At 71.6% G+C, this 26,152-nt stretch carries 12 protein-coding genes and 1 pseudogene; 11 read left to right on the top strand and 2 right to left on the bottom strand.

Translation table 11 applies throughout. The annotated features are described in order from the left end of the window. The first annotated feature begins 76 nt into the window (after window positions 1–76). Both A5696_RS08955 and A5696_RS08960 read left to right on the top strand, forming a co-directional pair. Window positions 77–1,525 (top strand): FAD-binding oxidoreductase, encoded by a 1,449-nt coding sequence (locus A5696_RS08955; RefSeq protein ID WP_067876537.1) that lies wholly within the window; start codon window positions 77–79, stop codon window positions 1,523–1,525. A 108-nt stretch (window positions 1,526–1,633) separates the two neighbouring features. After that, entirely contained in the window at window positions 1,634–3,241 is a 1,608-nt protein-coding gene (locus A5696_RS08960) for an MFS transporter (RefSeq protein ID WP_067876541.1), read from the top strand. Window positions 3,242–3,251: 10 nt separating this feature from the next. Here the strand turns inward: A5696_RS08960 and A5696_RS08965 are convergent, their stop codons facing one another. Beyond that, the gene (locus A5696_RS08965; protein ID WP_067876544.1) at window positions 3,252–4,892 is read right to left on the bottom strand and encodes a (2,3-dihydroxybenzoyl)adenylate synthase; all 1,641 of its coding nucleotides are present in this window, start codon (window positions 4,890–4,892) and stop codon (window positions 3,252–3,254) included. A gap of 96 nt (window positions 4,893–4,988) precedes the next feature. On the opposite strand from A5696_RS08965, the gene A5696_RS08970 reads away from it, so the two are divergent. From A5696_RS08970 to A5696_RS09010, 9 genes are all read left to right on the top strand, one after another. Continuing rightward, on the top strand, window positions 4,989–9,236 hold the full coding sequence (locus A5696_RS08970) for a non-ribosomal peptide synthetase (RefSeq protein WP_067876547.1): 4,248 nt from the start codon (window positions 4,989–4,991) through the stop codon (window positions 9,234–9,236). Further along, window positions 9,226–10,545 carry a polyketide synthase gene (locus tag A5696_RS08975; RefSeq protein ID WP_067876550.1) on the top strand — a complete coding sequence of 440 codons (1,320 nt, stop codon included), beginning with the start codon at window positions 9,226–9,228 and terminating at the stop codon, window positions 10,543–10,545. Before A5696_RS08970 ends, A5696_RS08975 begins: the two co-directional genes overlap by 11 nt. Further along, on the top strand, window positions 10,545–13,556 hold the full coding sequence (gene mbtD / locus A5696_RS08980; protein WP_067876553.1) for a mycobactin polyketide synthase MbtD: 3,012 nt from the start codon (window positions 10,545–10,547) through the stop codon (window positions 13,554–13,556). Before A5696_RS08975 ends, mbtD begins: the two co-directional genes overlap by 1 nt. Continuing rightward, the gene (locus tag A5696_RS08985) at window positions 13,549–18,723 is read left to right on the top strand and encodes a non-ribosomal peptide synthetase (protein ID WP_067876556.1); all 5,175 of its coding nucleotides are present in this window, start codon (window positions 13,549–13,551) and stop codon (window positions 18,721–18,723) included. The genes mbtD and A5696_RS08985 overlap by 8 nt, the downstream gene beginning before the upstream one ends. Next, a complete protein-coding gene (locus A5696_RS08990) occupies window positions 18,720–23,078 on the top strand; it encodes a non-ribosomal peptide synthetase (protein ID WP_197516920.1) in 4,359 nt (1,452 codons plus the stop codon). The genes A5696_RS08985 and A5696_RS08990 overlap by 4 nt, the downstream gene beginning before the upstream one ends. Then, window positions 23,075–24,373: an NADPH-dependent L-lysine N(6)-monooxygenase MbtG gene (gene mbtG, locus A5696_RS08995; protein ID WP_067876559.1), complete on the top strand. Its 1,299-nt coding sequence runs from the start codon at window positions 23,075–23,077 to the stop codon at window positions 24,371–24,373. The genes A5696_RS08990 and mbtG overlap by 4 nt, the downstream gene beginning before the upstream one ends. Continuing rightward, a complete protein-coding gene (locus tag A5696_RS09000) occupies window positions 24,351–24,566 on the top strand; it encodes an MbtH family protein (protein ID WP_067876562.1) in 216 nt (71 codons plus the stop codon). The genes mbtG and A5696_RS09000 overlap by 23 nt, the downstream gene beginning before the upstream one ends. Before the next feature lie 106 nt (window positions 24,567–24,672). Continuing rightward, window positions 24,673–25,146: a hypothetical protein gene (locus tag A5696_RS09005; protein ID WP_067876564.1), complete on the top strand. Its 474-nt coding sequence runs from the start codon at window positions 24,673–24,675 to the stop codon at window positions 25,144–25,146. 140 nt (window positions 25,147–25,286) lie between these two features. Further along, window positions 25,287–25,790 carry a hypothetical protein gene (locus tag A5696_RS09010; protein ID WP_067876567.1) on the top strand — a complete coding sequence of 168 codons (504 nt, stop codon included), beginning with the start codon at window positions 25,287–25,289 and terminating at the stop codon, window positions 25,788–25,790. Here A5696_RS09010 and A5696_RS09015 read toward each other — a convergent pair. After that, window positions 25,784–26,152 (bottom strand): annotated as a pseudogene (locus tag A5696_RS09015) (hypothetical protein); the annotation flags it as partial. The gene A5696_RS09010 and the pseudogene A5696_RS09015 sit on opposite strands and share 7 nt — an antisense overlap.

The following is a 26,152-nucleotide window of genomic DNA, read 5'->3' on the forward strand; positions in this document are numbered from 1 at the left end:
CCCCGCGACAGGTCGCGCGGCACCGCGCTTTTCGTGGTCGACAATGCGGGCATGACGCAATCGCGGGAGCCCTACGTTGGTGCGTGAGATCTCCCGCCAGGCGTTCTTGCGCGGCGCCGCGGGCGCGTTGGCCGCCGGCGCGGTTTTCGGATCGGGCCGACTCGGCTCGGTACGGGCCACCGCCGCTCCGGCCGCGTCCGGCTGGGACGGCCTGTCCACCGCCCTGGGCGGCAAGGTGCTATTGCCGGGCAGCCCTCAATTCGGCTCGGCCAAGCAGGTTTTCAACACCAACTACAACGGTTCCACGCCGGCCGCGATCGTCACGCCCACGTCGGCGGCGGACGTGCAGAAGGCGATGGCGTTCGCCGCTGCCAACAACGTCAAGGTCGCGCCGCGCAGCGGCGGGCATTCTTACATCGGCGCGTCCACGGCCAACGGCGCCCTGGTGTTCGATCTGCGGCAACTGCCCGGCGACATCAACTACGACGCCGCCACAGGGCAGGTCACGGTGACGCCCGCAACCAGTCTCTACGCGATGCACCAGACTCTCGCCGCGGCCGGCCGGGGCATCCCGACGGGCACGTGCCCGTCGGTGGGCGCCGCGGGCCACGCCCTGGGCGGCGGGCTGGGCGCCCAGTCCCGGCACGCGGGCCTGCTGTGCGACCAGTTGACGTCGGCGTCGGTGGTGCTGCCCGGCGGCCAGGCGGTCACCGCGTCGGCCGCCAGCAACCCCGACTTGTTCTGGGCGCTGCGCGGCGGCGGTGGCGGCAACTTCGGCGTGACGACCTCGCTGACCTTCGCCACGTTCCCGACCAGTGACGTCGATGTGGTGAACATCAACTTCCCGCCGCAGTCGTTCGCGCAGGTCTTGCTCGGTTGGCAGAGCTGGCTGCGCACCGCCGACCGGAACAGCTGGGCACTGGCCGACGCCACCGTCGACGCGATGGGCACACACTGCCGGATCATGGCGACGTGCCCGGCCGGGTCGGGCGGCAGCGTGGCGAGCGCGATCGCGTCCGCCGTCGGGCTGCAACCGACCGGGACCGACAACCACACGTTCAATTACCTGGACCTGGTGCGGTACCTGGCCGTCGGGAACCTCAACCCGGCGCCGCTCGGGTACGTCGGCGGATCCGACGTGTTCACGACGCTCACCCCCGCCGCGGCCCAGGGCATCGCCGCCGCGGTCGACGCCTTCCCCCGCGGCGCGGGGCGCATGTTGGCGATCATGCACGCCCTCGACGGGGCGCTGGCGGCCGTGGCGCCGGGGGCCACGGCGTTTCCGTGGCGCCGGCAGTCCTCGCTGGTGCAGTGGTACGTCGAAACCGGCGACCCTTCGGCGGCGGCCAACTGGCTCACCACCGCACACCAAGCGGTGCAACCGTATTCGGTCGGCGGGTACGTGAACTACATCGAGGCCAACCAGCCGCCCGCGCGCTACTTCGGTCCGAATCTGTCCCGGCTGAGCGCCGTGCGGCAGAAGTACGACCCCGGCCGGGTGATGTTCTCCGGGCTCAATTTCTAGCCGCCTGTCGGATGCTGCGGCGAGAACGCGTGTCCTAGACTTTTCAGTCGTGCACGAGGCGCAAGGCGTTGCCGCGGAAGCGACGGGCCGTCGTCAATCGGTTCGACCGTGACTCAGGTCAAGGAGCGTGCCGGCGGGGGGCAACCCGCGCCCACACCGTTGCGCAATCCCCTGTACCGCAACCTGTTCATCGCGCAGTTCGTCTCGAACGTCGGGACGTGGATGCAAAGCGTGGCGGCCCAATGGTTCTTGATCGAGGCGCACGGCAGTGCCGCCATCGTGTCGCTGGTCCAGACGGCCAGCCTCGGGCCGACGCTGTTGCTGGGACTGTTCGCCGGAGTGCTCGCCGACCTGTTCGACCGGCGGCGGCTGCTGATCTTTCTGCAGTCGTACGCGGTGGTGGTGGCGCTGGCCCTGGCGGCGCTCACCTACGCCGGACACCTCAACCCGACGGCGCTGTTGCTGTTCACGGTGGCCATCGGGTGCGCTTCGGCGCTGACCGCACCGGCCTGGCAGGCGATTCAGCCGGAGGTCGTCCCGCGCGAGCAGATACCGGCCGCCGCCACCCTGTCCAGCGTCTCGGTGAACGTCGGCCAGGCGGTGGGACCAGCGATCGGCGGCATCGCCGTGGCGCTGGCCGGCCCCGCCGCGGTCTTTGCGATCAACGCGATTTCGTTCGTCGGCATCATCGTCGTCCTGCGTGGCTGGAAACGCCCCAAGCAACTCGCGCCGATCGAGCGGGAGCGCATCGGCCAAGCGATCGGCGCCGGATTGCAATATGTGGTGCACAGCCCGATTTTTCTCAGGATCCTGTTGCGCGCGGCCCTTTTTCTGTTTCCCGCCTCGGCGCTGCTGGCGCTGTTGCCCGTGTCCGCTCACCACCGCTGGCACCTGGGAGCCGGCGGCTACGGGCTGACGCTGGGGGCCATCGGTCTCGGCGCGACGCTCGCCGTCGCGGTCGCCACACCGCTGCGCCGGAAGGCCTCGGCCAACGTGCTGTTGGCGCTGTGCGCCGCGGTCTACGGTCTCGCGGTTGCGGCGGTGGCGTGGCTGCCGTTCGCGGCGGCGATGCCGGTGTTGGTGCTGGCCGGGATGGCGTGGCTGATCACGTTGTCGACCTTGAACGCCGCGGCGCAACTGCACCTCCCGCAATGGGTCCGGGCCCGCGGGTTGTCGGTATATCTGCTGGTTTTCACGGGGTCGATGGCGATCGGCTCGTACTTCTGGGGCGTCGTCGCCACACGGGCGGGTCTCGAGGTCGCGTTGAATTGCTCGGCGATCCTGCTGGGCGTCGCGGCCCTCAGCGTCGCCGTGCTTCCGCTGCGGGCGTCAACCGGGCTGCTGAGTCGCGACATCTCGACGTGCTGGACGTCGCCGATGCTCGTGTTCGAGCCGAGCCCCCACGACGGACCGGTGCTGGTGACCGTGCGATATCGCGTGTCGGCCGAGAACCTCGACGGCTTCATCGAGGCGATGAGCGCCGTCAGGCGGTCACGCCTGCGTACCGGTGGCCACAGTTGGCAGCTGTACCGCAGCGCCAAGAGCCCCCAGATCTTGCTGGAGAGATTCACTGTGGCATCGTGGGCCGAGTTCGAGCGCCAACACACCGAGCGCTGGTTGAGTTCCGATCATGAGGCCGCTTCGAAGGCGGTCGGCTACACCGTCGACAACACCCGGCAGCACGACTACTACTTGGCCGTGCGGGTGCAGCACTGAATTCGCGCCGTCATCGCCCGGCGAGTCGACGCACGATCGCTTTCTTGTCGATCTTGCCGATCGGCGTGACGGGCAGCGCCGGCATCGCGACCAGCGCGTCGGGCCGGGCGTGGGCGGCCACACCGCGCTCGTCCAGGTGGGCGTTCAGCTCCGCGAGGGTGATCGGCTCTCCGGTGAAAACAACTGCAGCACAAACTTTTTCGCCCAGGTAGGGATCGGGCAGTGCGACAGCGGCCGCCGAACGGATCGCGGCATGACTCGCCAAGTGCTCCTCGAGTTCGGCCGCCGCGATGGTTTCGCCGCCGCGGCAGATGACATCCTTGACCCTGCCCGTGACCACCAGGTAGCCGTCGTGTCGTCGGCGGACGAGGTCGCCACTGCGGTAGAAGCCGTCGGGATCGAAGCAGCGCTCGTTGTCGCGCTCCGCGCGGAAATACCCGTTGAGCGTGTACGGTCCGCGCACCAGCAGCTCGCCCTCTTCGCCGGGCGGCACCGGCTCGCCCGCGGCGTCCACGATGCGCACTTCGTCGTCGACGCACAACGGTCGCCCCTGGGTGTTCTCGACGATCTCCGCCGGGTCATCGGGGCGGGTGTAGTTCAGCAGGCCTTCCGCCATCCCGAATACCTGCTGCAGGCCCGGAGTCAGAGCGGCGCGCACCCGGCGGGCGTCCGCCGGTTCCAGCCGCGAGCCGCCAACCTGTAACAGCCGCAACGATTTCGGTGTCGCCGGCTCCCAGTCGCAGGCCTGCGCCCACAGCGTGGCCAGCGCGGGCACCAGAGCGGTGACCGTGACGCCGTGGCGCTCGATCGCGGCGAAGGCGGCCTCCGGGCTGGGGTCGGTGCCGAACACCGTCGCGGCGCCCACGGACATGGCGCCGAGCAGGCCGGGGCAGGCCAGCGGGAAGTTGTGGCCCGCGGGCAGCACCGCCAGGTAGACGTCGTCGCCGCCCAGCCCGCAGACCTCGGCGCTGGCGGTCGCGTTGAAGAGGTAGTCGTCGTGGGTGCGGGGGATGAGTTTGGGAGTGCCGGTGGTGCCGCCCGAAACCAGCAGCAGCGCAGGTGTTTCCGGATCAGGCGGCGGCACTGGGGGCTTTCCGGCGGTTTCGTCGCACAGGTGCGTCCACGGGGTGAATTCCGCGGGGTCGCCGTCGACGACGACGTGCGTAAGCGCGGGGTGCTCGGCCACCAGGCCGCGCGCCATCGCCCGGTGGTCGAAACCGCTTGCGGTGTCCGGGATTACGAGGCCGGTCGCATCGCTGACCGCGGCGAAGTGGGCCAGTTCGGTGGCCCGGTGGCCGGGCAGACACAGCACCGGGATCGCGCCCGCCCGCAGCAAGCCGAACAGCGCCACCGCGAACGAGCAGCCGTTCGGCAGCTGAAGCAGCACCCGGTCGCCCGGCGCGATGCCCAGCCGCCCCAGCCCGGCCGCGACGCGATCGGCCCGCGCGTCCAGTTTGCCGAAGCTCAACCCGGTATCCGCCGCGGCGTCGACGACAGCGCGCCGGCGGGGCCAGCGGCGCGCCGCGTCGGTCAGCAGGCTGTCCAGCGGGCGTCCCGCCCAATAGCCCTTCGTCCGGTAGGACGCGGCGCGGTCGGCCGGGAACGGCACGAATCCGCTCGGGCCCGGACGCCGCGGTGGGTTCGGTTCCATAGGACTCCTGGGTGGGGGGTGGTAGCGGCGCGCAGGTATCGAGGATAGGGTAACCAGACAACTTAGGGCAGCCTTGGCTAATTAAGGGAGGGTTTCGTGGTGCGTGCCCCGGCGTGCTCGGAGGACATCCGGGCGGAGGTGGCCCAGCTGCTCGGCGTCAGCGCCGACGCCATCGACCCAGGTGGCAACCTCATCGGCCAGGGCCTGGACTCCATCCGGATGATGACGCTGGCCGGTCGCTGGCGCCGGGGCGGCGTCGCCGTCGACTTCGCCACGCTGGCCGCGGCCCCCACGATCGAGGCCTGGTCCGAGCTGGTTACCGCCGCCGTGCCGGCGCCCACCGCCGAGCCTGCGGACCCACTCGTCGACGCCGCCGCGGACGCCGGCGACGCTTTCCCGCTCGCCCCGATGCAGCACGCGATGTGGGTCGGGCGGCAGGACAACCAGCCGTTCGGCGGGGTGGCCGGGCACCTGTATGTGGAGTTCGACGGCGGCCCGATCGACCCGGACCGCCTGCGCATCGCGGCCACCCTGTTGGCGCGCCGACACCCGATGCTGCGGGTCCGGTTCCTGCCCGACGGCACGCAGCGCATCCGCGCCGACGACAGCGGTGAGTTCCCGGTCGCAGTGGTCGACCTGCGCGGCGCGCTCGACCAGGGGGTCGACGTCATCGAGCGGCGGCTGGCAGCCCTGCGCGACGCCAAATCGCACCAGCAGCTCGACGGCGCCGTGTTCGAACTGACGTTGACGCTGTTGCCCGGCGATCGCTCCCGGCTGCACGTCGATTTGGACATGCAGGCCGCCGACGCGATGAGCTATCGCACCCTGATGGCCGACCTGGCCGCGCTCTACCTAGGCCGCGACCTTCCCGAATTGGGTTACAGCTACCGGGAATACCGCCAGGCCGTCAACGCGGCGGACGCGCAGCCGCGACCGGACCGCGACGCCGACCGGGACTGGTGGGCGCGGCGGATCCCGCGGCTGCCCGACGCGCCGGCGCCGCCATCGATTGGCGGCCGGGGCTCGCGGACCAGCACCCGGCGCTGGCACTGGCTGGACCCGGACACCCGCGACGCGCTGTTCGGCCACGCCCGGGCCCGCGGCGTCACCCCGGCGATGACGCTGGCCGCGGCGTTCGCCAACGCGCTGGCCCGCTGGTCCGGCGCGCGATTCTTGTTGAACGTCCCGCTGTTCGGGCGCCGGCCGCTGCACCCCGACGTCGACCTTCTGGTCGGCGACTTCACCTCCTCGCTGCTCCTCGACGTTGATTTCAGCGACCTGGCCGGCGCAAAAGACACCGCGGCGGCGCGGGCGCACGCCGTCCAGGACGCCATGCGGACCGCCGCCGCCCATTCGGCCTACCCAGGGCTGTCGGTGCTGCGCGACCTCAGCCGACATCGCGGCACCCAGGTCTTGGCGCCGGTGGTCTTCACCAGCGCCCTCGGTCTCGGGGAACTGTTCAGTGCCGACGTCACAACGCAATTCGGCACGCCCTCGTGGATCATCTCCCAGGGGCCCCAGGTCCTGATCGACGCTCAGGTCACCGAGTTCGAGGGCGGGGTCCTGGTGAACTGGGACGTGCGCGACGGCGTCTTCGCGCCCGGTGTCATCGACGCGATGTTCGCCCACCAGATCGACGAACTGCTGCGGCTGGCCGCCACCGACGAAGCCTGGGACGCGCCCGGCCCACCGGCGCTGCCGGAGGCGCAGCGCGCGGCGCGCGAGGCGGCCAACGCCCGCACCGCCGAACCCAGCGGCGAAGCCCTGCACGACGGGTTCTTCCGCCGGGCCGAGCGGCAACCCGACGCGCCCGCCGTCTTCGCCGGCTCGGGAGACCTCACCTACGCGCGGTTGCGCGATCAGGCGCTCGCGGTGGCCGCGGCGCTGCGGGCGGCCGGGATCGGTGCCGGCGACGCCGTGGCGGTGATGGGCCCGAAGACGGGCGAACAGGTGCCCGCGCTGCTGGGGATCCTGGCCGCCGGTGGTGTCTATCTGCCGATCGGCGTCGACCAGCCGCCCGACCGCGCGGAGCGCATCCTGAAAACCGGTGGCGTGAGACTCGCGCTGGTGTGCGGGGGGCGGCCGCTGTCGCTGCCGGTGCCGGCGCTGGTGCTTGCCGAGGTGCTGCGCGACCCGCCATCCGAGATCGCGCCCGCCCCAACGGATCCCGCGGGGCTCGCCTACGTCCTGTTCACCTCGGGGTCGACGGGCGAGCCCAAGGGCGTCGAGATGACGCACGACGGCGCCATGAACACGGTCGAATTCCTCACCCGCCACTTCGGCATCGGTACCGACGATCGGTGCCTGGCCCTGTCCACCCTGGAATGCGACATGTCGGTGCTCGACGTTTTCGCCACGCTGCGCGCCGGTGGGGCGATCGTGGTGGTCGACGAGGCGCAGCGCCGCGATCCCGACGCGTGGGCCCGGCTGATCGACACCCACCGGGTCACCGTGCTGAACTTCCTACCCGGCTGGCTGGAGATGCTGGTCGAGGTCGGTGGGGGCAGGCTGTCGTCGCTGCGGGCGGTGCCGACCGGCGGCGACTGGGTGCGCCCCGGGCTGGCCCGGCGACTTCGGGCCCTGGCGCCCGGCGTGCGGTTCGCCGGGCTGGGCGGCGCCACCGAAACCGCGGTGCACGCAACCATTTTCGAGGTGGACGATGACCTGCCCGACGACTGGACGGCGGTGCCCTATGGCCGGCCGTTTCCCAACATCGCCTGCCGGGTGGTCGGTGAGGGCGGCGCCGACTGCCCCGACTGGGTGGCCGGCGAGCTCTGGGTGTCCGGCCGCGGCATCGCCCGCGGCTACCGCGGGCGCCCCGAGCTGACCGCCCAGCGCTTCGTCACCCACGAAGGCCGGATCTGGTACCGCACCGGCGATCTGGTCCGCTACTGGCCGGACGGCAACCTGGAGTTCGTCGGCCGCGTCGATCACCGCATCAAGGTCAGCGGGTATCGCGTGGAACTCGGCGAGATCGAGGCCGCCCTGCGGCGAGTGCCCGGGGTGCGCGCCGCCGTGGCCGCCCTGGTGCCCGCCGCCGGCGGCGCCCAGGTGCTGGCCGCGCAGGTCTGCCTCGACGGCCCCGCAGTGCCCGCCCGGCGAATTCGCGACTATCTGGCCGATCTCGTTCCCGCCCAAATGATTCCGGCGCATGTGTCGACGGTTGAGCGCATCGCTTTCACCGACGGCGGCAAGCTCGACCGGCGTGCGGTCGCCGCCCGGCTCGCCGCGGCGGTGGCCGAGCGGTCCCCCGGGGCGCCCTGCGAGGCGCCGCGGACGCAGCTGGAACGGGCGCTGTGCCACATCGTCGCCGGGCTGCTCAACCGCGACGCCGACGCGGTGGGCGTGCACGACGACTTTTTCGCGCTCGGTGGCGATTCCGTGCTCGCGACGCAGGCGGTCGCGGGTATCCGGCGGTGGCTCGATTCGCCGGGCCTGATGGTCGCCGACGTCTTCGCCGCCCGGACCGTCGCCACCCTGGCCCGCTTGCTCGTCGGTCGGGAGACCGACGACGCCCGGCTCGAACAGGTGGCCGACGTGTACCTGGAGATCGCGGGCATGTCGAGCGTCGAGGTGTTGTCCGCGCTGGAAGTCGGACCCGCGCCGGCGCCGCGGGAGTTCCGGTCCTGGGTAAAGCGGTTCACCGGCGGGGCCGGGCGCGGCTCGGTGGTGGTGTTCCCCCACGCCGGTGGTGCCGCCGCGGCGTACCGGCCGCTGGCAAAAGCGCTGTCGGCCAACGGTGTCGATGCCTTCGTGGTGCAGTACCCGCAGCGGGCCGACCGGCGGCACCACCCGGCGCACGGCGGCATCGAGGAGTTGGCGCTCGAGCTTTTCGAAGCGGGCGACTGGGCGTCGGCGGCTCCGCTGAGCCTGTTCGGGCATTGCATGGGGGCGGTGGTCGCGTTCGAGTTCGCCCGCGTCGCCGAACGCCTCGGGGTGCCGGTCCGCGTGCTGTGGGCCTCGGCCGGGCAGGCCCCGTCGACGGTCGGCGCGCACGGGCCGCTGCCGACCGGCGAGAGCGGCGTGCTGGCGGACATGGTGGATCTCGGTGGCACCGAACCCGCCCTGCTGGAGGACGAAGAATTCGTCGAGCTCCTGGTGCAGGCGGTGCAGGCCGACTACCGCGCCCTCAACACCTACGCCTGCGGTCCCGACGTGCGCATCGCCGCCGACATTCACGCGGTGGGTGGCGCCCGCGATCATCGCATCACCCGGGAGATGTTGACCGGCTGGGAGACTCACACGTCCGGCCAATTCACGCTGTCGCATTACGACGGCGGTCACTTCTACCTCAACGATCACCTGGACGCGGTGGCCCGGATGGTGAGCGCCGATGTCCGATAGCGATCCCGTCGACCCGGTTGTGGTAGTCGGGCTGGCGCTCGAGGCACCGGGCGGGGTGGAAACCGCCGACGAATACTGGGCGTTGCTCGCCGAACAGCGCGAGGGACTCGGCCCGTTTCCCACCGACCGCGGCTGGGCGCTGCGCGAGCTTTTCGACGGGTCACGGCGGGACGGATTCAAGCCCATCCACAATCTCGGTGGCTTCCTCGCCGGCGCAACGGCATTCGATCCCGAGTTCTTTCGGATCTCGCCTCGCGAAGCCACCGCGATGGACCCCCAGCAGCGCGTCGCGTTGCGACTGGCCTGGCGCGCCCTGGAGAACGGCGGGATCAACCCCGACGCTCTGGCCGGCCACGATGTGGGCTGCTACATCGGCGCTTCAGCGCTCGAATACGGTCCCGCGCTTTCCGAATTCTCCCACCACAGTGGGCATTTGATCAGCGGTACGTCGCTGGGTGTCATCTCGGGGCGCATCGCGTACACGCTGGACCTGGCGGGGCCCGCGCTGACGTTGGACACCTCGTGCTCCTCGGCGCTGACCGCGTTTCACACCGCGGCGCAGGCGATTCACGCCGGCGACTGCGACATGGCCCTGACGGGCGGGGTCTGCGTGATGGGAACCCCGGGCTATTTCGTCGAGTTCTCCAAGCAGCACGCGCTGTCCGATGACGGCCACTGCCGGCCCTACAGCGCGCACGCCAGCGGAACCGTATGGGGCGAGGGCGCCGCCATGTTCGTGCTGCAGCGCCGGTCCCGCGCGGTGGCCGACGGCCGGCGCATCCTCGCCGAGCTGCGTGCCAGCTGCCTGAACTCCGATGGTCGAAGCAACGGGCTGACGGCCCCGAGCGGAGACGCGCAGCTGCGGCTGTTCCGGCGCGCCCTCGCCCGGGCCGGGGTCGAGCCCGTCGACGTCGGAATGGTCGAAGGGCACGGCACCGGCACCCGGCTCGGTGACCGGACCGAACTGCTGGCCTTGGCGGGCAGTTACGGCGCCGCGCAGGCCGGGCGCGGACCGCTCCTGGGATCGGTCAAGTCCAACATCGGGCACGCGCAGGCCGCCGCGGGCGCGCTGGGTCTGGCCAAGGTCATCCTGTCGGCCCGGCACGAGGCGATACCCCCGACCCTGCACGTCGACGAGCCGAGCCGCGAAATCGACTGGGAGAGACACGGTTTGCGGTTAGCCGACAAGCTGACCCCGTGGCGGGCCGTCAACGGGTGGCGAACCGCGGCGGTGTCCGCGTTCGGGATGAGCGGCACCAACGCCCATGTGATCGTTTCGATGCCCGACACCGGCCGCGGGGCCGCCTGATGCCCCTCAAACGGCTGCCCGACGGTCGCGTCCCGGTTTTGCTCAGCGCCCACGCCGACGAACTCGTGCCTGCGGACGCCCGCGCGATCGCCGACTACCTCGACCGCTTCCCGGAAACTACCGTGGCGCAGGTGGCGCGGCAACTGCGGGGGACCCGGCGGGTCCGCAGGTTCCGTGCGGTGGTCCGGGCCGCGGACCGGCGCGAGCTGGCCGACGGCTTGCGCGCGCTGGCGGTCGGGCGCGAGCATCCGCTGGTCGCCAGGTCGGCGCTGAGCGCGGCGCCCCGACGGGCGTTCGTGTTCCCCGGCCAGGGCGGTCACTGGCCGGGCATGGGCGCCGCCGCCTACCGGACGCTCGACGCTTATCGGACCGCGGGCGATGCCTGCGTGGCCGCGTTCGAGGAAGCCGGCGTCGCATCGCCGCTGCGTTACCTGACGGCCGACGGTGTCTCGCAAACTTTTTCCGAGGTCGAGGTCCAGGCAGCGCAATTTGTCCACGCGGTCGCGCTGGCCGACGTGTGGCGTTCGTGCGGCGTGGTACCCGACCTCACCATCGGGCAGAGCCTGGGAGAGGTCGCCGCCGCCGTCGTCGCTGGCAACATCACGGTGCCGGATGCGGTCGGGGTCGTCGCCGCGCGTGCCGAGGTGGTCGACCGCCTTCCGGGTCGCTACGCGATGGCGACGCTGGGAGTGGGCGCCCGGGCGGCGGGGGAGCTGATCGCGGCCGCCGACGGCTGGGTGGAGCTGTCCGTGGTCTATTCCGCCTCGACCGTCGCGGTCTCCGGCGATCGCGACGCGGTGCTGGCCGTCGTCGACGCCGTTCGCTCCGACGGTCGGTTCGCCCGCGAGATCCCCGCCGGGTTTCCGGGCCATACCAGCCTGCTCGAGCGGCTGCGCGACGAATTCGCGGCGCGGCTGCCGGACTCCGAATTCGCCGAGGCCCCAGCGCGATTCATCGGCGGCACCACCGGCGACGTGGTGGCGCCGGGCACCCGGCTTCGCGACTACTGGTATGCCAACCTGCGTAACACGGTGCGGCTGGACCGCGCGTTCGAATCGGCGATCCGGTGTGGCGCCGGGGCGTTCATCGAGTTGTCGGCCCACCCCGCGCTGTTGTTCTCGATCGGTCAGATCTTCGAGTCACGCGAGGACCCGGCGGTGCTGGTGGGATCGGCTCACCGGGACGAGCCGTTGGGTGACGCGCTCTCGGCGAATATCGTCACCGCGGCGGTGGCCGATCCCGGTTACCCTTGGGGCGACCACCTGGACCTCCTGGCCGATGATGTTGCGCTGCAAGGCTTCCCGAACGCACCGATGCGCGCGATTCCGATGTGGGCGCATCCGGAGCCGCTGACGGCACCGCCTCGGTTGCCCGGGCTGACCGTCGCCCTGGAGCACTGGGATCCCGCGCCGCGGACCACCACACCGGTTCCGGGACCGCCGGCGCGCCTCGCGGTGGTCGACCTCGGCGGTGACGGCCCGCCGGCCCGCGCGCTGCGCGCGGCGTTCGCGTCGCACCCCGCGACCGAACCCGGCGCACCGCACGACGCCGAGATCGCCGTGGTGATCGCGCCGCGCTTCGACGGCGCCGACGCCGGCCGGGCCGCCGAGACCCTCACGAAACTGATCGGCTCCGGTCAGCTCGACTATGCGCAGGCGCTCGGTCCGCGTTGCCACACCGTCTGCCTGGTCACCGCGGGCGCCGAGCGGGTCGGCGCTCGGGACGCGCCGCCGTCGCCCGTGCCCGCCGCGCTGGCCGCAATGCACCGCAGCATCGGATTCGATTACCCCGAAAAGCGTTTCACCCACCTCGACCTGCCGCCGGGGGAGCTGGCGCCGGCCACCGGCGTCGCGGTCGTGGAAGCGGCTCTGTCCGGGCTGGGTGCGGCGGCGCTGCGCCCTTCCGCCGGCCGGCACGTGCTGTTCGAGCGGTCCTTCCGCGACGCGCCCGCCGCATCGCAATGGTTGACCGACTCGTGCCTGCTCGACGACGTGGTGATCACCGGCGGCGCCGGCGCGATCGGCATGCACTACGCCCGCCACCTTGCCGAGCGTGGTGCGCGGCGCATCGTCCTGCTGAGCCGCCGGCCCGCGGACCCCGCAGTGCTGAAGTCCTTGACGGCCCGGTACGGCACCGAGCTGGTGTCGCCGGCGTGCGACATCAGCGATCCGGCCCAATTAGCCTTCGCCGCAGCGGAATACGGCGCCGCGGGTGCCTCGCTGATCGTCCACGCCGCCGGCGTTGCCGCGTTCGGTGCGCTCGCCGGGTTGACCGAGGCCGCCGTCGCCGACACCTTCGCTGCCAAGGTCGGCGGCCTTGCTCGGCTGGTCGAGCTGTGGCCGGCTCGGCCCGATGCCCGCATGCTGGTGTGCTCGTCGGTGTCCGGCGTGTGGGGCGGGCGGGGACACGCTGTTTACGCGGCGGCCAACCGGCTGCTGGATGTGCTGGCCGCCCGGGTGCGCGCCGGGGGCAGGCAGTGCATCGCGGTGCGGTGGGGCCTGTGGCAGGGCTCCGCCGACTCGGGCCGCAGCATGGCGGATGCGGCCGTGGTGGCCGACATCGAGCGGGCCGGGCTGCGCCCGATGGCGCCGCGCGCCGCGATCGAGGCGAGCCTGCGCGACTGGCATGACGACCCGCTGGTGTTCGCGGCGAATGCGGCCCGGCTGCAGATGTTTCTCGACGGCGGCCGGTCCGCACAGCCAGCGCGGGCAACGGAAGTCGCCGCGCACGGTTCGGCCGAGGTGTCGGTGGTCGATGCGGTGCGCAGCCAGTTGGCGGCCGTGCTCGGAATCGCGCCGCCCGCCGAGGTGAACCTCACCGAATCCCTCTTCGATCTGGGCGTCGACTCGATGCTGGCACTGGACCTGCGCAGGCGACTCAAACGGACGATCGGCCGGACGGTGCCGCTGGCGACGCTGATGGGCGAAATCACCGGCGACGAACTCGTCGACACACTCGGGGCCGCCGGGCGGCCCGAAACGGCACAGAAGGTGGACATTTCGCGTGACTGACATCGCCGACACGGCCCGCCTCGAGCTGCTTCGGCGCAGGCTCGCCGAACGCGGTCTGTCGGGCGGCAACGAGGACGCCGATCTGCACGCCGACGATCGGCTCTCCGCCGGCCAGGCCCGCATGTGGTTCGTGCAGCTGGCCGACCCGAGTGGCGCGCTGCTCAACGTCTGCGTCTCCTACCGGATCACCGGCGACGTCGACGTCGCCCGGCTGCGCGACGCCGCCAACGCGGTGGCGCGCCGTCACCGCATCCTGCGCACCACCTACACCGCCGGCGACGACGGCGATCCGCGGCCCACGGTGCACGACGATCTGCGCCCGGGGTGGGCGGAACACGACCTGACCGGCCTGTCGGAGCAGGCCCGCCGGCTCCGGCTGGAAGTGCTGGCGCAGCGCGAATTCAGCGCGCCCTTCGACCTTTCCGCCGACGCGCCGGTGCGAATCACCGTCGTACAAACGGCAGCCGACGAACGCGTGCTGCTGTTGGTGGCCCACCACATCGCGTGGGACGACGCCTCCTGGCGGGTGTTCTTCGCCGATCTCACCGGCGCGTATCAGGGGGCCCGGCTGGAGCCGCACCGCCCGTCACCGTCGGCCGGACCGGACACCGGCGACGCCGATCTCGACTACTGGCGCGCCGTCATGGCCGATCCGCCGGAGCCACTGGAACTGCCCGGTCCGGCGGGCACCAACGTGCCGACCAGCTGGCGCGCCGCCCGTGCGACGCTGCGACTGTCCGATGGCACCGCCCAACGGGTGAGGTCGACAGCGCGGGACGCCGGCTGCACCCCGTACATGGTGCTGCTGGCCGCCTTCGGGGCCCTGATACACCGCTATACCCACTGCGACGACTTCCTGGTGGCCACGCCGGTGCTCAACCGTGGCGCCGGAACCGACGATGCCATCGGGTATTTCGGCAACACGGTGGCGATGCGGCTGCGGCCGCGTCCAACGATGAGCTTCCGCGAGCTTCTGACGTCGACCCGGGACGTCGCCGCCGGCGCGTTCGCGCATCAACGGGTCGACCTCGACCGCGTGGTCCGCGAAATGAACCCCGACCGCCGGCACGGCGCCGAACGACTGACCCGCGTCAGCTTCGGATTTCGCGAGCCGGACGGCGGCGGATTCCGGCCGCCCGGCGTCGGATGCGAGCGCTACGACCTGCGCGGCAACCTCACTCAGCTGCCGCTCGGCTGCATGGTCGAATTCGACAGCACCGGTGCGCTCATCGAGGCCGAGCATCTGCTGGAGATTCTGGAACCCGCGCTGGTCCGCCAGATGTTGGATCACTTCGCCGTGCTGCTCGATGACGCCCTGACCGAACCGGACAAGCCGTTGGCCGCCCTCGAGCTGCTCGGCGAGGCCGACGCCGCGTGGCTGCGTGAGGTGTCGCGCGGCGAGGCGTTCGACACCCCGCCCGCGACCCTCGCCGATCTGGTGTCCGAGCGGGCCGCGCGGACCCCCGATGCCGTCGCGGTGGTCCACGAGGGCCGCCGGCTCAGCTACCGCACCGTCAACGAGGCGGCAAATCGGCTGGCGCACTGGCTGATCGGACGGGAAATCGGTAGCGAGGACCGGGTCGCCGTGCTGTTCGACAAGACACCGGACCTGGTCGTGACCGCGGTGGGCATCGCCAAGGCCGGTGCGGTGTACGTGCCCGTCGACCCCACCTACCCGCGGGACCGGCTCGAATTCATCCTCGACGACTGCGACGCGGCGCTGGTGCTGCGCGAGCCGGTGACCGACCTGGCCGGCTACGGTTGCGACGACCCCACGGACGCCGACCGGGTCCGGCCGCTGCGTCCGGACAACACCGCCTACGTGATCTACACCTCGGGAACCACCGGGCGGCCCAAAGGAGTCGCGGTGCCGCACCGCCCCGTCGCGGAGTACTTCGTCTGGTTCGAGGGCGAGTACGGGGTCGACCAGACCGACCGGCTGCTGCAGGTCGCCTCGCCAAGCTTCGATGTGTCGATCGCCGAGATTTTCGGCACGCTGGCCTGCGGCGCACGGCTGGTGATCCCCCGCCCCGGCGGGCTGAGCGACATCGGTTACCTCACCGGCCTGTTGCGTGACGAGGGAATCACCGCAATGCATTTCGTGCCGTCGCTGCTGGGGCTGTTCCTGTCGCTGCCGGGCGTCAACCAGTGGCGCACGTTGCGGCGGGTGCCCATCGGCGGCGAGCCGTTGCCCGGCGAGATAGCCGACAAGTTCCACGCCACCTTCGACGCGCTGCTGCACAACTTCTACGGCCCGACCGAAACGGTGATCAACGCCAGCCGCTACCCGGTGGAGGGCCCGCAGGGCACCCGCATCGTGCCCATCGGCCGGCCGAAGATCAACACCACGATGCACCTGCTGGACGATGCGCTCCAGCCGGTGCCGGTGGGTGTCATCGGCGAGATCTACCTGGGTGGAACGCATCTGGCGCGCGGGTATCATCGTCGCGCCCGGCTGACCGCGGAGCGCTTCGTCGCAGACCCGTTCAATCCCGGGGCCCGCATGTACCGAACGGGAGACCTGGCGCGCCGCAATGCGGAAGGCGACGTCGAGTACGTGGGCCGCGCCGACGAACAGGTCAAGATCCGCGGCTTCCGCATCGAACTGGGCGACGTGGCCGCGGCGATTTCGGTCGATCCCACGGTGGGGCAGGCCGTGGTGGTGGTCAGCGACTTGCCGCGGCTGGGCAAGAGCCTGGTCGGTTACGTGACGCCCGCGGCCGGCGACGACGGGAGGGCCGGGGTGGACCTCGACCGCATCCGGGCCCGGGTGGCGGCGGCGCTACCCGAGTACATGGTGCCGGCGGCATACGTCGTGCTCGACGAGATTCCGATCACCGCGCACGGCAAGATCGACCGCGCCGCGCTACCGGATCCCGAGGTAGGCTCCGGCGTCGCGTTCCGTGAACCTCGAACGCCCACCCAACGGCGCGTCGCCGACCTGTTCGCCGAGCTGCTCGGCCGCGACCGGGTGGGCGCCGACGACTCGTTCTTCGACCTCGGCGGCCACTCCCTGCTCGCCGCCAAACTGGTTGCGGCGGTGCGCAACACGTTCGGGGTCGACATCGGCGTTCGCGAGATCTTCGAACTCGCCACGGTCGAAGGCATCGCCGGACACCTCGACACGCTGGATCGCGATTCGGCGCGGCCGCGGCTGGTGGCCGCGAGACACGACGGGCCAGTGCCGCTGTCGTCGTCGCAGCTGCGCAGCTGGGCCACCTACCGCTTCGACGGGCCCTCCGCCGTCAACAACATTCCGTTCGCCGCGGCGTTGCGCGGCCCGTGCGACGCCGATGCGCTGGCGGCGGCCATCACCGACGTGGTGGCGCGGCATGAGATCTTGCGCACCACCTATCGCGAAATCGACGGCGTGCCGCACCAGATCATCCATCCGCCCGCCGAGGTGCCGGTGCGGCGCGCCGGCGGGCCCGACGAGCGCTGGCTGCGGGCCGAGCTGGACCACGAGCGCCGCTACGTCTTCGATCTCGAGTCCGAGTTGCCGATCCATGCCGCGCTGCTGCGCATTCCGGGGCAGACCGCGTTGTCGTTGGTGGTGCATCACATCGCGGGTGACCATTGGTCGGCCGGGGTGCTGTTCACCGACCTGCTGACCGCCTACCGGGCCCGCAGCATCGGGCAGTCGCCGTCGTGGGAACCGCTTGCGGTGCAGTACGCGGACTACGGCAGGTGGCAGGCGGCGCTGCTGGACGACGGGGCTGGTATCGCCGGTCCGCAGCGCGACTACTGGGTCCGGCAACTGAAGGGGTTGCCGACGGAAACCGGTCTGCGCCCGGACTTCCCGCGCCCGGCCTCGCTCAGCGGTGCCGGTGACGCCGTGGAGTTCGGCCTCGGTCCGGCGACGCGGGCGAAGGTGACCGCCCTGGCCCGCGATGTCGGCGTCACCGAATTCATGCTGCTGCAAGCCGCCGTCGCGGTGACGCTGCACAAGGCCGGTGGCAGCGACGACATCCCGATCGGCACCCCGGTGGCCGGCCGCGACGAATCCGAGCTCGACCGGCTGATCGGGTTCTTCATCAACATCCTGGTACTGCGCAACGACCTGAGTGGCGACCCGACGCTGCGCGAGGTGCTGGGCCGGACCCGGGAGATGGCGCTGGCCGCATACGCGCACCAGGATCTGCCGTTCGACCGGGTGGTGGACGCGGTCAGCCCGGTCCGGTCACTGTCGCGCAACCCACTGTTCGACGTGGTCGTGCACGTTCGTGACCGGCTGCCGCAGGACCACGTCATCGACGGCGGACCGGCCGGCGGCACCACCTTCACCGCCCTGGAGCCGATCTTCGACGTCGCACACGTCGACATGTCGGTCAACTTCTTCACCTCCCCCGAATCCCAAGTGGGCTACCGCGGCCACATCATCTTCCGCCCCGAGCTCTACAAGCGCGGCACCGCGTGCCGGTTCGCCGAGTGGCTGGTCCGCGTCGTCGAGGCGTTCGCCCACCGCCCGGAACAACGGCTCAGCCAGGTGGAGATCGCCGGCGCGCAAGAGCGACAACGCATCCTGGAGCGCTGCACAGCGGGCGACGGCCCGGCGCGGGCCTACCTGCTGGACGCGTGGCTGAATCCCGTCCCGGTGGGTGTGGTGGGCGACGTCTACTACGGCGGCGGACCGGCCGTCAGCGCCCGCATGGCCACCCCCTCGCTGACCGCGACCCGCTTCGTCGCCGATCCCTTTGCCGCCCGGCAGGGTTCGAGGCTCCACCGCACCGGCGAGCGCGGAGTGTGGCGTGACGACGGCCAACTCGAGCTCTTGGCGGCCACCGAAACGCCCGCAGCGCCGCCGCAGACGGCGCCCGCCGCGGGTCCGGCCCAACCGCCCGCCACCACCACCGAGCGCGCGCTGACGGCCATCCTCGTCGAGGTTCTCGACGCCGCGGAGGTCGGGCGCGACGACGACTTCTTCGGTCTCGGCGGGGACAGCATCCTCGCGGTGCGCGTGGCCGCGCGGGCGCGCGACGCCGGAATGCCGCTGACCCCGCGGATGGTGTTCGAACATCCCGTAGTGCACCGGCTCGCGGCCGCCATCGACGCCAAGTCGGACACCGAAACGGATTCCGCGGACATGCATCACGCGCCGATGAGCACGTCGGGGCTCTCCGCCGACGAGTTGGCGGCCCTCACCTCGTCCTGGGGCAGTCAGCCGTGACCCGGGCCGACGAGCGGCGGGCCATCGAGGACGTGATGGCGCTCACCCCGCTGCAGCAGGGGCTGTTCGCGATGACGGCCTTGACCGAAGCGCACGACGCCGACCCGTATGTCATCGCGATGGCCGCCGACGTGGCGGGCCCACTCGACGCCGCCCTGTTGCGACAGTGCGCCGCGACGATGCTGGCCCGGCACCCGAACCTGCGGGCCAGCTTCGTGCACGGCAACCTCAGCCACCCCGTGCAGGTCATTCCCGGCGCCGTCGAGGTGCCCTGGCGGCACGTCCGGGCCGCGCCCGCGGAGGTCGAGGCCTTGGCGGCCGAAGAGCGTGGCCGCCGCTTCGATGTGGGCCGTGGGCCGCTGATCCGCTTCCTGCTCATCGAATTGCCCTACAGCAGCTGGCATTTGGTTGTTGCGGCGCACCACATCGTGATCGACGGGTGGTCGCTGCCGCTTTTCGTCTCCGAATTGCTTGCCCTGTACGGGGCCGACGGCGACACCGCCGCGTTGCCGCCACCGCCGCGGCCGTATCGCGACTACATCGGCTGGCTGGCCGGCCGGGACCAGGCGGCCGGCCGGGCGCTTTGGGCCCAGCACCTGAAGGGCCTCGACGGCCCGACCCTGCTGTCGGCGGCGCTGACCGGCGGCCCGGCACCGCCGGGCATCCCGCGTCGCACCACGCTGCGGCTGAACCCCGAGGCCACCGCCGCGCTGGCCCGGGCCGCCCGCGCCCGAGGGGTCACGCTGAACACGCTGTTCCAAGTGGGCTGGGCGGCGATCCTTTCGGCTGTCACCGACCGCGGCGACGTGACGTTCGGGGTGACGGTGTCCGGCAGGCCCGGCGAATTGTCCGGCGTGGAGGCGATGGTCGGCCTGTTCATCAACACCGTGCCGTTGCGGGTGCGGCTGGATCCCCGTACGACGGTCGAAGCGCAATGCGTTGTCCTGCAACGTGACTCGGCCGCGTTGCGAGACCACAGCTATCTGGGGCACGCCGAATTGCGGTCCCTCGCCGGTGTCGGTGAGATGTTCGATACCCTGCTGGTGTACGAGAACTTCCCGCCCGGCGGCGTGGTGGGCGCCACCGAATTCGCCGCAAACGGTGTGACTTTCCGCCCGGCAACGCTGGAGAGCGTGTCGCACTTCCCGGTGACCATCGCCGCGCACGTCGGCGCGGGTGGGCTCGCCGTGCTCGTGGAGGCGCTCGACGGTGCGCTGGGCGCGATGACGCCGGCAGATCTGGGCGCGCGGCTGCTGGCGGTCGTGCAGCGCCTTATGGACAACTGGGACCGGCCCCTGCGCGAGGTCGACATCCTGCTCGACGGCGAGCGCGGCCCGAGCCGGACGGAGGCGCGCGAGACGGCGCCGGCGGTGCACGCCCGGTTCGCGGCAGTCGCTGCCGCACAACCGGATTCGATAGCGGTCAGCTGGCACGACGGCCAGCTGACCTACCGCGAGCTCGACGCGCAAGCCGACCGGCTCGCCGCCGCCCTGACCCGGGCCGGCGTGGTCGACGAGACCCCGGTCGCGATCGTGCTGCCGCGGGCCCCGGGCTACGTCGCCGCGATGCTGGCGATCCTCAAGGCCGGCGGCACGATCGTGCCGCTGGACCCGGCGATGCCGCCGGAGCGGGTGGCCGAGATCCTGCGCCAGACGTCGGCACCGATCGTCGTCGACGAGAACCTGTTCACCGCCGTCGCCGACAGCCCCACACCGGGCGGCTATCGGTCCGCCGCGGTGCCGGCGGACCACGCGGCGTACGCGGTCTTCACCTCGGGAACCACCGGCACGCCCAAGGGTGTCATCGGCACCCACCGGGCGCTTTCGGCCTACGCCGACGACCACATCCAGCGCGTGCTGCGACCGGCCGCCGCGCGAGTCGGGCGGCCGCTGCGCGTCGCGCACGCCTGGTCTTTCACCTTCGACGCGGCGTGGCAACCGTTGGCGGCGTTGCTCGACGGGCACTCGGTGCACATCGTCGACGACGAACGGCAGCGCGACGCCGAGGCGCTGGTCGCCGCGATCGACCGGTTCGGTCTGGACATGATCGACACCACGCCGTCGATGTTCGCCCAGCTGCACAACGCGGGACTGCTGCGCCGGGTGCCGTTGGCGGTGCTCGCGCTCGGCGGCGAGGCGCTGGGCAGCACGGCCTGGCGGGCGATCCAACACGAGTGCGCCCGTACGGCGATGACCGCCTTCAACTGCTACGGGCCCACCGAGACCACCGTGGAGGCCGTCGTCGCCGCCGTCGGCCAGCATGCGCGACCGGCCATCGGGCGTCCGACCCGCAGCACCCGCGCCTACGTCCTGGACTCCTGGCTGCGTCCGGTGCCGGACGGCGTCGCGGGCGAGTTGTACCTGGCGGGCGACCAGCTGACCCGCGGCTACCTGGGGCGCGCGGCCGAGACCGCCGCGCGGTTCGTCGCCGAGCCGCGTGAGGGCGGCGGCCGCATGTACCGCACCGGAGACGTGGTGCGCCGCATGCCTGACGGCGGCTTGGAGTTCCTCGGGCGTCGTGACACTCAACTCAAGATCCGGGGCTTCCGCGTCGAACCGGGCGAGATCGCCGCGGCGCTCAACGCCCACGGCGGGGTGCGCGGCGCGCACGTGACCGCCCGCAACCACGTCAACGGCCCGCGGCTGACGGCGTACGTGGCGGGCGGGCCCCACCCGCCGGCGGCGGCCGAACTGCGTTCGATGCTGGCCGAGCGGCTGCCGCGCTACCTGGTGCCCCATCACATCGTGGTCCTCGACGAGTTGCCGCTTACCCCGCACGGCAAGATCGACGAAAACGCCTTGGCGGCAACCGGTATCGTGACCGACGCGGTAACCCCTGCCGAGACGCCGACCGAGGTGGCGCTGGCCGCGGCGGTCACCGACGTCCTGGAGAAGACGGACATCGACGTCACCGCCGCCTTCCCGGAACTGGGCCTGGACAGCATCGCGGCCATCTCGGTAGTGCAGGCCGCCCGACGACGTGGCATCGCGCTGCGGGCCAGGCTGATGATGGAGTGTGAGACCATCCGCGAGCTGGCCGCGGCGATCGACGGCGGCGCCCAACATTCCCCGCCGGACGAACACGGTGGCCCGATCCCGTTGCTGCCCAACGCCCGATGGCTCTACGAGTACGGCGAACCGCGGCGCCTCGCGCAGACCGAAGCCATCCGGCTGCCCGACACCGTCACGCGCGAACACCTGCGCGCCGCGCTGGCAAGCATCGTCGACGGCCACGAGGTGCTGCGCAGCACGCTGGACCGCGCCGCGATGACGTTGATCGAAGGTCCCCGCGGGGACGTCCTCACCGAGGTGAACGTCGAAGACCCGCGCGCGTCGGTCGGCGCGCACGCCGCCGCGGCCGTGGAGCGGCTCGACCCGGAGCGGGGGACCCTGCTGGCCGCGGTGTGGCTGCGGCCGCCGAGGGGCCCGGGCGTGCTGCTGCTGGCCGCCCATGTCCTGGCGATGGACCCGGCATCCTGGCGGGTGGTGCTCGGCGAATTGGATGCCGCGCTAAGCTCTTTGGCTGCCGGCCGCCCACCCGCGCCGGTGCGCGAGCACACCAGCTATCGGCGGTGGGCCGCGGCGCTCGCCGTGCGGGCCCACCGGCTCGACACCGTCGGCTTCTGGCGCGCACAACTCGAGGGCGACGATCCAGACATCGGCTCGCGACGGATCCGGCCGGGCCGCGACATGGCCCGCGACCTGGTCGTCCGCACCACGCTGCTGGACGCCGAGACCAGCGGCCGGCTGATGAAATCTCAAGCGCCACTGGCCGATCTGCTCGTCGCCGCCACCGCAGCCTCGGTGACGCGCTGGCGGCGGGCGCGAGGCCAGGCCACGCCGCCGCCCCTGCTGGCCCTGGAGACCCACGGCCGCGCCGACGCCGTGCTGGACGAGCCGGGCCCGGGTGTCATCGACACCGGCGACACCGTCGGGCTGCTCAGCTCGATCTACCCGCTGCGGGTGGATCCGGCGCGGCGCGTGGGGGAGCAGCTCGCCGAAATCCCCGGCGACGGCATCGACTACGGCCTGCTGCGCTACCTGCGAGCCGACACCGCCGAGCGGCTCGCCGGCTTCCCGGGGCCTCAGCTGCTGCTGAACTACCTCGGCCCCGCCCACACCGCCGGCGGCACCGGGCTGCACCTCGACCGCGACCTACTCGCCGACGTGGCACCGGTGCCGGAGCCCGACCTCGCGGTGCGCCACGAGCTCACCATCCTTGCGGTCGTGCTCACAATGGGCGAACGGCGGGTCCTGGCGGCGCAGTGGCGCACGCTGCCCGACATTCTTGACGACGCGGATGTGACCACCCTGCAACGATTTTGGACGGATGCCCTCCGGGAGCTGGTGACATGAGCACGCTCGCGATCCTGGGCGCCGGAGCCAAGGCGGTGGCCGTCGCGGCCAAGGCTTCGGTGCTGCGCGACATGGGTGTTGAGGTGCCCGACATCGTGGCCGTCGACCGCATCGGCGTCGGGGGCAACTGGCAGGCCAGCGGCGGCTGGACCGACGGCGCGCACCGGTTGGGCACCAGCCCGGAAAAGGACGTCGGGTTTCCCTACCGTTCGGCGCTGGTGCCGCGCCGCAACGCCGAGCTCGACGCGCGGATGACCCGCTACAGCTGGCAGTCCTACCTGATCGCCACCGCGTCGTTCGCCGAGTGGATCGACCGTGGCAGGCCGGCGCCCACTCATCGCCGGTGGAGCGAGTACCTGGGCTGGGTCGCCGATCAGGTCGGCCTGAACGTTGTGCACGGCGAGGTCGAACGGCTGACCGTCACCGGCGACCGCTGGGCTTTGCACACCCACGAAACCAGGGTGCACGCCGACGCATTGATGATCACCGGACCCGGGCAGGCCGAAAAGTCGTTGCTGCCGGGCAATCCGCGGATGCTGTCGATCGCCCAGTTCTGGGACCGCGCCGCGGGCGAGGACCGGATCGGCGCCGAGCGGGTGGCCGTGATAGGCGGTGGCGAGACGGCCGCGTCGATGCTCAACGAGCTGTTCCGGCACCGGGTTTCGACCATCACAGTCATTTCACCGCAGGTGACGCTGTTCACCCGCGGCGAGGGCTTCTTTGAAAATTCGCTGTTCTCCGACCCCACCGACTGGACGGCGCTGACGCTCGACGAACGCCGCGACGCGCTGGCCCGCACCGACCGCGGCGTGTTCTCGGCCACCGTGCAGGAGGCGCTGCTGTCCGACGACCGCATCCGCCACTTGCGCGGCCGCGTGGCCCACGCGGTTGGCCGGGACGGCCAGATCCGTTTGACCCTGTCCAGCAACCGCGGCAGCGAAAACCTGGAGACCGTGCACGGTTTCGACCTGGTCATCGACGGCTCCGGCGCCGATCCGCTGTGGTTCACGTCGTTGTTCAGCCAGGACGCCCTCGACCTGCTCGAGCTCGGACTGGGCGGGCCGCTGACCGCCGACGCCGTGCAGGAGTCGATCGGCTACGACCTGGCCGTCACCGACGTCGCCCCAAAGCTGTTCCTGCCCAATCTGTCCGGACTCACCCAGGGCCCCGGTTTCCCCAACCTGAGCTGCCTCGGCCTGCTGTCGGACCGGGTGCTGGGCGCCACGGGGCTCTCAGCGGGCTCCGGCAAGAACCGAACGATGAGGAGAAGCGATGAGCACCAACCCCTTCGATGACGACGCCGGCGCGTTCTACGTGCTGGTCAATGCCGAGGAGCAGCACAGCCTGTGGCCTGCGTTCGCCGAGGTCCCGGCCGGTTGGTGCGTCGTGTACGGCCAGGCGAGCCGGTCGGCATGCCTGGACTACGTCGACGAGCACTGGGCCGACATGCGGCCGAAGAGCCTGCGCGACGCCATGGCGGCCGACTGAACAGCTAGTGTGCCCGTACCGTGACCCGCCCGAGACCGAGAACTGCAGTCACCGCGGGCAGAATCGCAACTCTGAGTTGACCCAGGGGGAGGACCTGACCATGGAAATGAACCGCTTGAAATCCTTGACCACCGGCGCGATAGCCCTGAGCGCGGCGGCCTTCGGCGCGCTGCCTGTGACTCCCGCCGCGGCCGCGCCGCTACCGCAGGATCCGCCGCCCGCGCCCGGCCTGCCGACCCCTGAGCAGCTGTCGAACCTGTGCAATCAGGCCACCGACCCCGGCGTGTCGTACACGACCAAAACCAACCTGGTGCAAAACGGGATCGCCCCGGACGAGGGCCACGTGGCCGACCACGACCTGCGAAAGGCGTACCGCAACGGAAACTTCCCCGAGACGTTCGCCGTGACGAACATTGCGCCGGCCGGACCCAATATGGCCCAGGCCGACGTCGCCATCTCGGGCCCGAAGTTCGCCGGGCCGGTCGAAAAGCACCTCGCGTTCGTCAACCAGGGTGGCAACTGGATGCTGCAGCACGACGCCGCGATCGCCCTGATACAGGCGGCGTCGGCGACGAACTAGCGACGCCGCGAACCTGTGCGCCCACAAAGGGGGCGCACAGGGTGCCCACACAACGTGGCCGTAACGTCACCGTGCCGTGGCGCGAAACAACAATCGCAAGCGGCACGCCGACACGATCCGTGCCCGTTGAAGGGGGAACCATGAAAACCGTCAAAATCCTTGCCGCCGGGGCTGCGGCCCTGGCCGTCGCCGGGGGAGCGGCCGCAGGTATCACGTCGCTGGCGGCGCCGGGCCCGCAAGCCTCGGTGCGCCTGATCGCGGTCGGCGCGCCGTTGCCGCAGGACCCGGCGCCGGCCGCGAGCATGCCGAGCGCCGATCAGTTGACCGGCCTGCTGAACAGCCTGGCCGACCCCAGCGTTTCCTTCGCCAGCAAGAGCAACCTGGTCGAAGGCGGAATCAGCGGGATGGAGGCGCACGTCGCCGACAAGAAGCTGCAGAAGGCGGCCAAGAACGGCGACCTGCCGCTGTCGTTCGGGGTGACCAACATCCAGCCGGCCGCGCCCGGGTCCGCCACCGCCGACGTCGCGGTCTCGGGTCCCAAGCTCACGTCGCCGGTCACCCAGAACGTCACGTTCGTCAACCAGGGCGGCTGGGTGCTGTCGCGCGCCTCGGCGATGACGTTGCTGCAGGCCGCCGGTCAGTGAGCGGGCCGCGGCCCGCGCAGGTCTAATCTTGCGATCCGTTCCGGGTCGGCCAGCACGTCGATCGCCGCGACCCGCCCGTCGCGCACCAGAAACGCCATGACGGCCGTCGGCCGGCCGTCGACGTACACGACCGCCCCGGCGGCGCCGTTGACGGTGGCCGCGCGCACCTCGCGTTCGGGCGCCGCGTAGCCGCGGGCGAGCTTGGCCACCGCGGCCGCGCCCTCGGCACGGAACCCGGGGGTGCCCCGGCCGAAGTCGCCGCGCAGCGCGAGGCCGTCGACGCCTTCTTCGCGGCGGGGCGTGCCGGCGACTTCGACCGGCTGCTGTCCGTGCTGCATCCCGACGTGGTGCTGCGCGGCGAG

The organism is Mycobacterium sp. E2699 (assembly GCF_001666745.1).
Classification (GTDB): domain Bacteria; phylum Actinomycetota; class Actinomycetes; order Mycobacteriales; family Mycobacteriaceae; genus Mycobacterium.

What these genes read in the sequence shown, in the direction of transcription:
- A5696_RS08965 (WP_067876544.1), bottom strand. Translation starts at nt 4,892, where the DNA reads ATGGAACCGAACCCACCGCGGCGTCCGGGCCCGAGCGGATTCGTGCCG.
- A5696_RS08975 (WP_067876550.1), top strand. Translation starts at nt 9,226, where the DNA reads ATGTCCGATAGCGATCCCGTCGACCCGGTTGTGGTAGTCGGGCTGGCG.
- mbtD (WP_067876553.1), top strand. Translation starts at nt 10,545, where the DNA reads ATGCCCCTCAAACGGCTGCCCGACGGTCGCGTCCCGGTTTTGCTCAGC.
- mbtG (WP_067876559.1), top strand. Translation starts at nt 23,075, where the DNA reads ATGAGCACGCTCGCGATCCTGGGCGCCGGAGCCAAGGCGGTGGCCGTC.
- A5696_RS09000 (WP_067876562.1), top strand. Translation starts at nt 24,351, where the DNA reads ATGAGCACCAACCCCTTCGATGACGACGCCGGCGCGTTCTACGTGCTG.
- A5696_RS09005 (WP_067876564.1), top strand. Translation starts at nt 24,673, where the DNA reads ATGAACCGCTTGAAATCCTTGACCACCGGCGCGATAGCCCTGAGCGCG.
- A5696_RS09010 (WP_067876567.1), top strand. Translation starts at nt 25,287, where the DNA reads ATGAAAACCGTCAAAATCCTTGCCGCCGGGGCTGCGGCCCTGGCCGTC.